The sequence below is a fragment of the Mucilaginibacter auburnensis genome (assembly GCF_002797815.1).
In the GTDB taxonomy this organism is placed as follows: domain Bacteria; phylum Bacteroidota; class Bacteroidia; order Sphingobacteriales; family Sphingobacteriaceae; genus Mucilaginibacter; species Mucilaginibacter auburnensis.
This window is the reverse complement of sequence record NZ_PGFJ01000001.1, coordinates 469,507-482,454: the sequence shown is the minus strand read 5'-3', so window position 1 is coordinate 482,454 and position 12,948 is coordinate 469,507. Positions and strand designations below refer to the sequence as shown.

The 12,948-nt window shown below is 44.7% G+C and carries 10 protein-coding genes; 4 read left to right on the top strand and 6 right to left on the bottom strand.

Going from position 1 to position 12,948, the window contains the following annotated elements; translation table 11 throughout:
• Positions 1-48 precede the first annotated feature (48 nt).
• Positions 49-2,538, top strand: a complete 2,490-nt coding sequence (locus CLV57_RS02095) for a DUF5686 and carboxypeptidase regulatory-like domain-containing protein (RefSeq protein WP_100339702.1) — start codon at positions 49-51, stop codon at positions 2,536-2,538.
• Here CLV57_RS02095 and CLV57_RS02090 read toward each other — a convergent pair whose 3' ends face one another.
• Positions 2,539-3,843 (bottom strand): UDP-N-acetylmuramoyl-tripeptide--D-alanyl-D-alanine ligase, encoded by a 1,305-nt coding sequence (locus CLV57_RS02090; RefSeq protein ID WP_100339701.1) that lies wholly within the window; start codon positions 3,841-3,843, stop codon positions 2,539-2,541.
• 226 nt (positions 3,844-4,069) lie between these two features.
• Here CLV57_RS02090 and CLV57_RS02085 point away from each other — a divergent pair, with 226 nt between their 5' ends.
• Positions 4,070-4,936 carry an alpha/beta hydrolase gene (locus CLV57_RS02085; protein WP_100339700.1) on the top strand — a complete coding sequence of 289 codons (867 nt, stop codon included), beginning with the start codon at positions 4,070-4,072 and terminating at the stop codon, positions 4,934-4,936.
• Positions 4,937-4,951: 15 nt separating this feature from the next.
• On the opposite strand, the gene CLV57_RS02080 is transcribed toward CLV57_RS02085, so the two are convergent.
• Entirely contained in the window at positions 4,952-6,220 is a 1,269-nt protein-coding gene (locus CLV57_RS02080; protein ID WP_100339699.1) for a mandelate racemase/muconate lactonizing enzyme family protein, read from the bottom strand.
• 120 nt (positions 6,221-6,340) lie between these two features.
• Between CLV57_RS02080 and CLV57_RS02075 the strand changes: the two genes are divergently transcribed.
• Positions 6,341-6,949, top strand: a complete 609-nt coding sequence (locus CLV57_RS02075) for a class I SAM-dependent DNA methyltransferase (RefSeq protein ID WP_100339698.1) — start codon at positions 6,341-6,343, stop codon at positions 6,947-6,949.
• A 46-nt stretch (positions 6,950-6,995) separates the two neighbouring features.
• Here the strand turns inward: CLV57_RS02075 and CLV57_RS02070 are convergent, their stop codons facing one another.
• From CLV57_RS02070 to CLV57_RS02055, 4 genes are all read right to left on the bottom strand, one after another.
• Positions 6,996-8,063: a serine hydrolase domain-containing protein gene (locus CLV57_RS02070; RefSeq protein WP_157799040.1), complete on the bottom strand. Its 1,068-nt coding sequence runs from the start codon at positions 8,061-8,063 to the stop codon at positions 6,996-6,998.
• Positions 8,064-8,251: 188 nt separating this feature from the next.
• Positions 8,252-8,890, bottom strand: a complete 639-nt coding sequence (locus tag CLV57_RS02065; RefSeq protein WP_157799039.1) for a phosphatase PAP2 family protein — start codon at positions 8,888-8,890, stop codon at positions 8,252-8,254.
• Positions 8,891-8,894: 4 nt separating this feature from the next.
• Positions 8,895-9,650 carry a phosphosulfolactate synthase gene (locus CLV57_RS02060; protein ID WP_100339695.1) on the bottom strand — a complete coding sequence of 252 codons (756 nt, stop codon included), beginning with the start codon at positions 9,648-9,650 and terminating at the stop codon, positions 8,895-8,897.
• Between the two features lie 103 nt (positions 9,651-9,753).
• Positions 9,754-11,157, bottom strand: coding sequence for a tetratricopeptide repeat protein (locus tag CLV57_RS02055; RefSeq protein WP_100339694.1), 1,404 nt, complete (start codon positions 11,155-11,157; stop codon positions 9,754-9,756).
• A 243-nt stretch (positions 11,158-11,400) separates the two neighbouring features.
• Between CLV57_RS02055 and amaB the strand changes: the two genes are divergently transcribed.
• Complete coding sequence (gene amaB, locus CLV57_RS02050; protein ID WP_100341281.1) at positions 11,401-12,942, top strand: L-piperidine-6-carboxylate dehydrogenase; 1,542 nt, start codon at positions 11,401-11,403, stop codon at positions 12,940-12,942.
• Positions 12,943-12,948: the final 6 nt, after the last annotated feature.

Sequence of the window (12,948 nt, the reverse complement as noted above, 5' to 3'; positions counted from 1 at the left end):
TGCCAGCAAGCAAACATTTGCGTATAAAAACCATTAATAGAATTATTTATGGCCAAACGTTTACTTATATTCTTATTCTTTTCAGTCGCTTTTTTATGTAAAGCTTCCGGGCAGCAATTTGTTTTGTCTGGCCGTGTGGTTGATGAGCAGAATAAGCCGGTCGCCTTTGTGTCAATTTACATCCGTAATTCCACTTACGGCACCACAACCAACGAGGAAGGTAATTACCAGTTAAAACTAAATCCGGGTAATTACCGCATTATGTACCGTTTCGTAGGTTATAAGGAACAGGTTCAAAATGTTACAATCGGCAATGCCGACCAGCGCGTCAACGTAAAACTGGAAAAAGAAGTATACCAACCACGCGCTATATCGCAAAGGGCCCGTCGCGGACAAGACACCTCTGCCATGAACATTATGCGCAAGGTGATAGATAAGCGCCAATATTATCTGAACGAGTTGGACTCTTATTCCTGCTCAGTTTACATTAAGGGTGTACAAAAGCTGATTGAGGCCCCCAACTCATTAATGCGTAGCGGTGTATCAAATGTTTTGTCGTTAGATAGCAACGGCAAAGGTTTGTTGTATCAGTCGGAAATGTTGTCAACCTTTACCTCTGCCCGGCCTAATAAAATTAAGGAAGAAACAATAGCCCAGCGCATGGCAGGGGTTACGCCGGCATTTAGCTATTCAAAAGCGTCAGATCTTCAGGCCAATTTTTATAATAATGTTTTCGCGGTGCAGGGTTTGAGCAGCAGGGGTTTTGTATCACCAATAGCTTCATACGCATTCTCTTACTATAACTACAGGTTGGTTGGTACAGCCGTGAGCGGCGGAAAAACCATTTCTAAAATTGAATTGCTGCCCAAACACAAATATGACCCTGTTTTTCGCGGTCATATTTATGTTGTTGAGGGCGACTGGCGATTGTACAGCGTTGATCTGATGTTGACGGACGATGCCAATTTTCTTAACCTGGTTGATACCATGCGCATCAGTCAACAGTATGTGCCGATACGCGATAGTACATGGATGCCCTCCTCTATCGAATATGCTTACAGCGGAAACGTGTTCGGGTTTAAGTTTGAAGGTTACTATATTGGTCTATACAACAATTACAAATTCGACCTGAAAATACCTGACGATTATTTTACAGGCGAGGTGTTGCATATTGATACAGCGGCAAATCTTAAACCTACCGTTTACTGGAACAGCCAGCGCCCGGTACCATTAACCCGCGATGAAGGTATTGATTCCCGGAAACGCGATAGCATATTAGCCATTCAAAGTACCAACGCCTATCTCGATTCGGTGCAGCGGAGTAATAACCAGCTGTCTATATTGCCCTACCTGGTGTTCGGACATACAATTGTTCATCGTAACGCTAAAGACACACTTTACATCCATCCGTTCAGAGAATCGTTCTTTTACAATACGGTTGAGGGCTTTGGAACCAACCTGCGGGTGAGGTACTCCAAAACGTTTGACGACTTTAGTTCATACAGTATCTCTCCGGCGGTAAGGTATGGTTTCGGTAACAAACTGTTCAGCGCCAATGTGCGGTCATCATATACCTATGACCTGTTTAATGCAGGCATATTTACCTTTGACATAGGCAGCGATGTGCTTGACCTTAACAATGTTGCTACGCGTTCCCTCTTTTTCAATACGTTGAGTACCCTTTTAAGCGAACGGAACTTTGTAAAATATTATCGCTCAAAATTTGCCAATTTTGGCTGGCAGCGGGAAGTTGCCAATGGTATAAGGTTGAATGTTGGTTTGGGCTATTCAGATCGTACACAGCTTTTCAATACCTCTTACTACACTATTTTCAATAATAAGAACCGAGATTTTACTTCCAACAATCCGCTTGCGCCAGAAAGTGCACCGGCAAGTGACCGCTCGGTATTGTTTCCGCAGCACCAGGCGCTTACCTTAAATGTATCAGCCAGATTTACATTTGATCAGCCGTTTATAACCCGGCCAACCGGAAGGGTATTTCTGCAATCCCGCTTTCCGGTACTTACAGTAAATTATCGTAAGGCTATCAGCGGTATATTAGGCGCAGACGCCAATTATGATTTTGCATCTGTTACAGCAACGCAAGACAGGATCAGAATAGGTCTGTCCGGTTACTCATCTTTTAAGCTTGCTGCGGGTACTTTTTTAAGCAAGAAAACGCTGTACTTTCCTGATTTTTATCATTTTATTGGTAACCAGGGCACAACATTTGATCCTACAGATGTGGGCAGTTTTCACTTCCTGCCCTTTTATACCTACAGTGCTAACAGTACATTTTTAGAAGCGCATTATCAGCATAATTTTTCAGGTTCTATTTTACGCAGGGTGCCTTTTGTACGCAAGCTAAAACTGGAAGAAATTGTAGGTGTGAACTACCTTACCGAGCGCAATAACAAAAACTATTCAGAGCTTTATATAGGCATACAACGCCTTATATTCAGGGTTGATTATGGTGTCTCATTTATTGGGAACCAACGTTATTTGCAGGGGTTCAGAATATTTTACGGGATAAGGTAGTTAAAACAACTCCACCAACTTCTCCAGCGCCATCCCTCTCGACCCTTTGATAAGCACTGTCGCACCTTTAATTGGGTTGGCTCGCAACGCTTCGGCGGCGGCATCGCGTGTTTCGTAAAATTCGGCGCTATTGTTTTTTAATTTATAAAACTCTTTGCCAATGAAAATACGCCTGTTAATTGCGGTGATAATGGCTTTTTCAACAATAGCTTTGTGCTCTGCTTCTGCTTCTTCGCCCAACTCAAACATATCTCCCAGCACAACAACCTTTTGGGCAGCGGTTAGTTTATCAACGTTCTCAATTGCAGCCAGCATGCTTGTGGGGTTGGCGTTGTAATAGTCGCAGATCAATGTATTGTTAGCCGTTTTTACCACCTGCGAGCGGTTGTTATTAGGCTGATAATTTTCTATGCCACGGTTTATTTCTTCTGCAGATAGTTTAAAATGTACACCCATGCAAATGGCCACCAAAATATTATCCAGGTTATAAGAACCCGTTAGCTGAGTGGTTATGTCATAACTTTCACCGGATGTATTGTTGGTCCAGCGCAGGGATAAAAACGGCGCGTTGCCGGTTATTTCCGCGCTTACCAGGTCATCTATAGCATCACCATAAAAAATGGGAGGTGTAGTAAACTTTCTGGCTTCCTGCATCTCCATTAAAATTGGATTATTGCTATTAACGAAAGCCTGACGGTTGTTATTACTTAAAAAGTCATACAGCTCTCCTTTGCCTTTTTTAATGCCTTCAACACCGCCGAAACCCTCTAAATGCGCCTTGCCTACATTGGTGATCATGCCATGCGATGGCTGCGATATGCTGCTTAATAAAGCTATTTCGCCAACATGGTTAGCACCCATCTCTACAACTGCAGCCTCGTGCGAACTGTTGATACTTAATACCGTTAACGGTACGCCAATATGGTTATTTAAATTACCCTGAGTAGCCAGGGTATTGAACTTTTGCGATAGTACGGCGTTGATGAGCTCTTTGGTGGTAGTTTTCCCGTTTGAACCGGTAAGCCCAACAACAGGTATGTTAAGCTGCCTGCGGTGGTGACTGGCCAGATCCTGCAAGGCGGTCAATACCTCAGGTACTAAAATAAATTTGTCGCCGGTGTTGTATTCTGCGTTGTCTATTACCGCGTATGCGGCACCTGCCTCAATAGCTTGCGCTGCAAACGTATTGGCATCAAAGTTTTCGCCCTTTAGGGCAAAAAACAGGCTGCCTTTGGTAATTTTACGCGTATCGGTTGTTATAACCGGGTGTTGCAGGTAAATCTGGTATAATTCTTCGGTAGTCATAAATCAGTAATGGTAAAGATATTGATTTATGCAGAAATGCATCTGCAAATAATAAATTGAATGGGGTGGTGGCTCTGGCCGGGGTGAACCACCGAGGACCGGGTGAGCCACTAAAAGCTCCTAAGAACCGCCAAGAGCCACTAAGAGCCGGGCTGAGCCAAACCTTATCTTGTCACCCAAAACCAACGTATAACTTTACTAACTTTGTTGAATTGATACACCAGTTATGCCGGCAATTTCTACATCAAACACAAAATCTATCAGCAAACAATGGCTTGACATAAATTATGCTGATGATGGCAAGGCTTATCATAAATTGGACATTTACCTGCCCGAATCCGCCAAAACCGTTTACAAGCCTGTTATAGTGATATATGGCAGCGCATGGCGGCATAACAATGCTAAAAAGTTCGGATTTGAAACTTTAGGCCAACCTTTGCTGGATGCCGGCTTCGCGGTGATTTCAATTAATCATCGCTCAAGCGCTGACGCGGCATGGCCGGCTCAACTGCATGATGTTAAGGCGGCTGTACGTTTTATCAGGGCAAATGCGCATTTCTATAATATTGACACATCGTTTATAGGCATAACAGGCTATTCATCGGGTGGGCATTTGGCTTCAGTAGCGGCGGTTACCAATGGCTTACATAAATACACGGTTGGCAGCGCAACAATTGATGTTGAAGGCAGTATCGGCAATTATGCCAACGCAGGTAGTGCAGTTAACGCGGTGGTAGATTGGTTTGCTCCAACAGATTTTACCCGCTTTAAAGATTGTAACACAACAAACGGCGCCACATCGCCGGAGGCTGCTTTGATAAACGGAGATCCGGCCAGTAATTTAGATATGCTGGCGCTACTAAGTCCGTTAACCTACGTTACCCATAATGCGCCCCATTTTTTGTTGATACATGGCGATGCCGACGAGCTTGTACCGCATTGCCAAAGCCTCTTCTTTGCAGAAAAGTTAAAGAAGCATAATTTACTGGATGAATTGATCATTGTTCCCAATGGGCAGCATGGCCCCGTAACTTTTAATCACCTGACTTTCAAAAAAATGGCCGACTTTTTTATTAAGTCGGCCGGGGTTTAAAATCAATAATTAATATCAATCCCACCAAGTCTCACCCGGGACCATGTATTTTTCTTTTACCAGTTTCTCGTCAAGGGTAATGCCGAGGCCGGGTTTATCGTTAAATTGCAGATAGCCATCTTTTAACAGATCAACACCATAGCCCAACACCGCGTTGTCGCCATTACAGCTTTTACCGTCGGCGTTGATAGCCTGGTTCATAAATGCTTCATGACCGGCAAACTCACGAATAGTAGCAGCGCAATGCGCCGACGCCACAGTAGCCACCGGGCCGGCAACGTTATGCGTAGCTACCGAAATGTAGTACGTTTCGGCCATATCTGCTATTTTTTTAGCCTCCAATAAACCACCTGCACTTGAAATATCTATCTCAATTTTGTTTACCGCGCCGTTAACAATAAACGGACGGAAATCATCGCGGGTATACAGGTTCTCGCCGGTTAGAATTGGGATAGGCGAACGCTCTGTTAATTTCACCCATTGTTCGTTATAGGCAATAGGCAGCGGGTCTTCAAACCACCAGGGTTTCATGGGCGCAACCGCATGTGCAACACGCAGGGCGCTGTCAAAATCCAGTTCCCAATGCGCGTGTACCGCAATGTCAAAATCAGGACCTACGGCATCACGCACGTTTTGAAAACCGCGGCCGTTGCGGTCTATCTCGTTGTATGACATCATCCGGTTATCCAAACGCTCCCAGTTTTGGTCGCGGATAAAGTCAACCTTAGCGGCGGTGAAGCCCCATGTTTTCATTTTCCCGGCAAACTCCTGGCAGGAATCTTTGCTCAGCAGGTCGCGCGGGCGACTGGTGCAATACGCCCTTACCGATTTACGGTGCGCGCCTCCTCCTAATATTTTATATACAGGCTGATCGGCCAGCTTTCCTAAAATATCCCACAGCGCAAACTCAACACCGGTAATGGCGTGCAGCGGTATGCCGTGGTTACCACCGTAGTAGGAACTGCGGGTGCTCATTTTAAATACCAGTCGCTCCAGTTCGTAAGGGTCCTGGCCCACTAATATGGGTTTTATCACATTCAGTACCACATCCTTCGCGCCCATGCTGTTCTCGTCGTGATGGCACTCTCCAATTCCTACAATGCCGGCATCGGTCTCAATTTTCACCAGCAAACTGGGCCTGAAACCTATTTTGGTACGAACGCATTTAACGTTGGTGATCTTTACTTTTTTAACATTGGGCGATGCCATGAGGTCGAGGTAAGGCATAAAAACAGTTGCCGCACCCGCAACGGCCATCTTGTGTAGAAAGCTGCGTCTTTTCATCAGATAACGATAAGATATATAATTGGTTAACAAACCCTTTAGGCGGGGCTTACAATCCAAATATATTATTTATTGTTAAATGCGGCGTGTTGCAGCTTTAAAATTTACGTTATTTATAGTATGGAAGCCGATGAAAAGCAAAATGTATACAAGGTTTATAATAAAATAGCCGCCTGGTATGACCAAAACAGGAGCGGCGAATTATATGAAAAGCCCTATCTGGATAAGATGCTTAGCCATATGCCGCCTGCACCCACTGTTTTAGACCTTGGCTGCGGAACCGGAAAACCGATAATTGAGTATTTTATTAGCCGTGATATACAAATTGTAGGCGTTGATGCCAGCAGCGAACTATTGAACATTGCGCGGACCAACTTTCCTGACACTGACTTTTATGAGCAGGATATGCGACTGCTTAAATTGAATAGAAAATTTGATGGTATAATTGCATGGAACAGTTTTTTCCATTTACCTGCAGCAGATCAGCCGGCTATGTTCGGCATATTTGAACAGCACCTAAATCCCGGTGGTATATTGATGTTTACATCAGGAACCGAACAGGGGGAAGCCTGGGGAGTGAACGGCGGTGAAAATATGTATCATGCTTCTTTAGATACCGCGGAGTATGAGCAATTATTGTCGAACCATAATTTTGACGTAATACATCACAAGGTTAACGATCCTGATTGTGGCGGGTTGACGGTTTGGATGGCGAAACTTGTTAAATAATTTTTCAGAACGAGATGCGCAGCACCAGTTAAGCTACATCAAATCATCATTTGCTTAACAGCGAGGCAAGGTCTTTTTCTAATTGGTTACGATTGGCCAGACTATTGGTCAATATCACGAATCCGGTCTTTAACTCCGGAAAACATTCCAGTGAACTGCGTGAACCACCGGTTCCTCCGCTGTGCTCAAGCACACGGTGGCCTGTTGGTGTGCGGTGAAGAAACCAATTGAGTCCCATTCCATCCTCATCAGTGCCAAAAATGCGTTGGTGCGATAACTTGATAGCCGCATTAGCTTCGTTATTGTTAGCTATGATGTACTTAACCATATCTGTAGTTGTTGACCTTAGCGCGCCCATAGCAGGTACGTAAAATATATCCCACATAGGTACAGGCTTTCTGTTTTCATCATGTGGGTGGGCAATTCGCCTGGCTGGCAAAGCATCAATTCGGATCATCGTATTATCCATTTGCAAGGGCGTAAGGATGTATTTTTGTATAAGGGTAAAGTAATCCTTTCCATACGCGTCTTCCAATATTGTACCCAGCAATGCAACGGCCATATTTGAGTATGCATACTTTTTCCCCGGCAAGGTATCCATTTGCATTTTATGTAACCCTTGGTATAATAGCGCTTTGTTATAGTTTTTTAAAGGATTGAGCGAGTCGTATTCCGGCCGCTCCCACATGTTAGGAAATATGCGGGTTATCCTTGAAGTATGGCTTGCCAGGTTTCGTATGGTAATTGGTGTGCCTTGGTAAACAAGGTTGGGAAATTCGCCTTTCAGATAGTCCCTGATATCATTGTCAAGCCCGATTTTATGATCTGTAATTGCTTGTCCAAGCAGAATGCCTGTAAATGATTTGGTTGTTGAGCCTATCTCATAAATTGTGTTTTTATCAGGGCGCAGCTTGTTCCCTGCTTGGGTTTCGCCGTAGTTGTAAAAGTAAATATTTCCGCCTTTAACTATACCTATGGAAACACCAACCGACCTTTTGTCCTGATAGTACTGCGTTACATATTTGTCTACTTGTTTATCCAAGGCTGATAGTTTGGGGTTATCTGTTGAAATAGTACGGTGCTGACCATAACTTATTGAACAAAATAAATTCATTAAAATTAAAAGCCTGCCTAATATAAAGGCTTGTTTTTTAGCGATAAACATAGCTAAGTGCGGTTTAGGTGTAAATATTAAGTGAGAGCAAACAATAGTGCACGCAAGTTCAGATCAGTTCAGTGCATCAATAACGTTAATGTTGCAAATTAAGTATGGGCTATAAATGCGTTAAGGGCATGATACCACTAATGAACGTGCTTTTTATTCAGCAGCTTCGTCAATTTAACGGTGAGGTAAGACGAGCCCGCGCCTATCAGCGCCCCTGCCAAAACATCACTCGGGTAATGAACGCCCAAACGCAGGCGGGAATAGCCAACAGCGGTAGCATAACTAAACGAAGGCACAATAACATACCATTTCGGGAAAGCTATGCTAACAGATGTTGCCGTTGCAAATGCTACTGAAGTATGCCCGGATGGAAAAGATGGATCGGTGGGATTAGAATGCGCGTAAACCAGATGGGGATAGGCATCGAACGGGCGCTGCCGTTTAATGGTATATTTGAGGCCCGCGGTTAAGCCCTCGGCAATAATTATTGAGCCTGCAATTTGGAGGCCCTTTGTAGTAAGCTCCTTGTTCTTAATGGTCAGCCCGGTTAAAACAATACTTGCCGGCGTGGCTACAGCTAAAATACTTGTTGTGCCCGAAAGGTCTTTCCAAAACGCATCAGATGGAGATGCGGGGCCATTAATGCTTTGAAGTATCCGTACATCAATGTTTTGCGCATTGGTTGTACCAATGCAGTATACCAGTAGCAGGCAAAAAATATACTTAAGCAATAACGCTTTGGTGTGTTCGGCTATTAATTGAATTTTATACGGCACAGAATTATAAGAAATGATCAAATGTATCACTTCTTATACCTAAACGCAAGGTTTCCAACGGAATAACATCGTTCGGGGCAATGTTACCTAAGCTAACGTTCGCGCCAACCAGTTTAATGAACCAAACCTGCTGTGGTTTTTGGGGTGCTTCCCAAATAATGCGTTGCTCGGGTATTTGGGTAAGTATCTCATCAACTAAGCCCTGGCGCACTTCTCCCGAGTCGCGGTAGATGCCTACGTTGCCGCTTTCGCGGGCCTCTGCAATTACCTTCCATGACCCGGCCTCAATTTCGGCCTTCATCAGTTGTATCCATTTGTAGGGCGCAAATATCTTCTGCACGTCTTTTGAACCCACTTCGGATATAACCGTAACCTGCTTAGCTAACTCGGTGATGTATTTGCACTTTTCATCATGCGATATCTCGATAGAGCCGTCGGAAACTTCGGCGTAGGCAAGATCGTACTTATCTAAAATGCGGCGGTAATCGTCAAACTGTCCGCGTATGATCATGGCTTCAAACAATGTACCGCCAAAATATACCGGGATGCCGGCATCTTTATAAAGTTTCAGCTTTTGATCAAGATTGGGGGTAACATAAGAGGTGGCCCAACCTAATTTCACCATATCGGTATATATTCCGGCAACTTCAATAAAATCCTCAACCTGCCTTAAACTAAGGCCCTTATCCATTACCATGGTAATACCGCTCTCCCTTGGCTTTTGTATACGCTCCGGAAGGTTATTAATGGTGTAATTCATACTTAAAAGGTGAACAACTTGTGCTAAACGCGGTAAAAGTCACAAAAAAAAACTAAAACCCGAAAGAGTTTTAGTTTAATTTATAGTGACGTTAGTCAAATTTCTACCTTGTGTACCTGTTAATAATGTCTAAGATTACCTTGTTTTGCTGCAATTGCGGCAGGTAATCAAATAATATATAATGCTTCTCGGGGTCTGTAGTAAGCGCTTGTTCCAAATAGTTCAGCGCCTCGTTGTAATCCCCTTTTGCAAACATATAGGCTACCATGCGGTAGTGCAGTTCGGCTGCGTCGGGGTTGTTTTTAATGGCTTCGGCCATCACCTCAATGGCGCCGTCTAACCGGGTCTGCTCATATAAAATGGAGGAGTAATCCAGCCAGGCATCCACATCAATCGGGTTCAGTTCAACCACTTTCTCATAAGCGCTTTCGGCTTCAGCTAAGTGGCCCAATTTGTATTCAGCATCTGCAATGGCAAACCAATAGTCGGCATTGGCAATGTCAAGATCAAGGGCTTTCTTGTAAAAGTGCAAAGCTTCAAAATAGCGTTCCTCAAAATCAAGCGTAACGCCTATACCAAACCAGGCATCAGCTAATTTGGGGTCCATTTTTACCGACTTTTTGTAGAACACCCGCGCCTCGTCCATCTGCTCCAGTTTCTCGTAGCATTCGCCTATGGCACAATAGGTATCAGCATTAGGTTGCTCATACTCAAAAGTATGGCGGTAAACCTCAATGGCCTCCGCGTACTTTTCCAGATTTACCAAAGCGTTGCCTTTGTTAAAGTAAGCCGAAGCGAAGTTGTCTTTTATCAGGATAGCATAATCGTAAGCATCAATAGCCTTTTCAAACAAGCTCAGTTTAGTGAACGCGTTGCCTAAATTATACCAGGCCGCATAGCTGTAAGGCTCGTTATCAATATATTGCTGATAAAACTGAACGCTTTCTTCCTGGTTGTCCAGCACGTCATAGCAAAAAGCCAGTTCATACAGGGCATCCTGGTTTTCCATGTTCTGCTTTAAACAAAGCTTCAGGTATTTTATGGCCGTTTCGTAATCGCCCATGTTTTGGTAAACGTAGGCAATGTGCAGTAGTATCTCGTCGGTCTCCTCGGCCAGTTCCAATGCTTTTTCGTAGTTCTCCAAAGCTTCTGTAAAGCGCTCCATTCCCTCGTAGATGTTACCACGGATAAGGTAAATATCTGCATCAGATGCTTCCAGCATAGCCGCTTTTTCAAGGGCAGCAAAGGCTTCATCAATTTTATTGGCTACCACCAGCAACTGGGCGCGCTTTATTAAGAATACCGCGGCAAAAGGGTGTTGGCTAATTGCATACTCTGCAACCTGCAGAGCCCGGGCGGGGTCGTTCTTTTCGATGTAGTAATCGATAATGTTCTCAAACGCCTGGGCATCAAAAAAGTACTGGTCGTGATTCCGGATCATTTCCTCGTACCGCTCCACCGAGAATTTTGGATCTTCGGTAAAGCCAAATTCAAATTCTTCTTCCATTCAATAGTGTTTGCAGAACATTCAGGCTTAATACACAATTTTTATGATGTATATTAAGTTTTAGTTGTGTTTAAATTACAAAGTAAACCTGCTAATAGGTAATTAAGTTTTCCACATACGCACATTGGTTAACAGCAGCAATTGCAATTGTTTGATTATTAATCAGAAGCAAGCGGCTATGGCAATGAGATGGGAAATGTTAATTGCCTTAAAGATTTTAACTTTGACTCAAATGTACGAAATATGAACATCAATATAGCCGACACCCTGAAACATTTACATATAGATGGTATTAATGAGGCCTGTAGCACAGGAAGCAATTGGGCGAGTAGCGCCAACGCGGAAGTGCGGGCAATTACTTCTCCTGTTGATGGTAAAATCATCGCTCAGGTAAAAATGGCTACCGCTGCTGATTATGACAAGGTAGTGCAGCAGGCGCAAAAGGCCTTTATTAACTGGCGCACCCTACCGGCGCCAAAGCGAGGTGATATTGTGCGGCAGATAGGCGATGCCCTGCGCCAAAACAAGCAACACTTAGGCACGCTGGTGAGTTATGAAATGGGCAAAAGTCTGCAGGAAGGTCTTGGCGAGGTGCAGGAAATGATTGATATATGCGATTTTGCCGTTGGCCTGAGCCGACAGCTACACGGCCTAACCATGCATTCCGAAAGACCGCTGCACCGCATGTATGAGCAGTATCATCCATTGGGTGTGGTGGGTATTATATCAGCGTTTAACTTCCCGGTGGCGGTGTGGAGCTGGAACGCCATGCTGGCCTGGGTATGCGGCGATGTTTGTATTTGGAAACCATCCGAGAAAACACCGTTAACTGCCATAGCCTGTCAACATATTGCGCAAGCCGTGTGTACCGCCAACGGCGTTGAAGAAGGCGTATCCTGTCTCCTAATTGGCGATAGCAAAATTGGTGAATTGATGGCAAATGATAGCCGCCTGCCTTTAATATCGGCAACAGGCTCCACCCGCATGGGTAAGGCTGTGGGTGCAGCGGTTGGCGCACGTTTGGGTCGTAGCCTGTTAGAACTGGGTGGTAATAATGCCATCATTATAACAGAAAACGCCGATTTGGATATGGCGCTGATAGGCGCAGTATTTGGCGCGGTTGGTACTGCGGGGCAACGCTGCACCACTACGCGCAGACTCATTATTCATGATAGCGTTTACGAGGCATTTAAGCAAAAACTGGTTAAAGCTTATGCGCAAATACGTATTGGCAACCCACTGGATGAGAACAACCACATGGGGCCGCTGATTGACCAGGAAGCGGTGAACAGCTACCTGGCAGCGATTGACGCTTGCAAAGCAGTGGGTGGCAATTTTGTAGTTGAAGGCGGCCGGCTTCAAGGCGAGGCTTATGCTTCCGGGTGTTATGTTAGGCCTTGCATTGCCGAGGTGGAGAACCATTATAAAATAGTGCAGCATGAAACATTCGCGCCTATCCTGTATCTTATGCGATATAAAACTTTAGAGGAGGCTATCGCGCTGCAAAACGGTGTTCCGCAGGGCTTGTCATCAGCTATTATGACCAATAACCTGCGTGAGGCCGAAACATTTCTTTCTGTAGCGGGTTCAGATTGCGGGATCGCTAATGTGAACATTGGAACCTCGGGGGCGGAAATTGGCGGCGCTTTTGGCGGCGAGAAGGAGACAGGCGGCGGGCGCGAGTCGGGCTCAGACGCGTGGAAGGTTTATATGCGCAGACAAACCAATACCATCAATTACTCAACCAGCTTGCCGCTGGCACAGGGCATAAAGTTTGATCTGTAGCGTTTC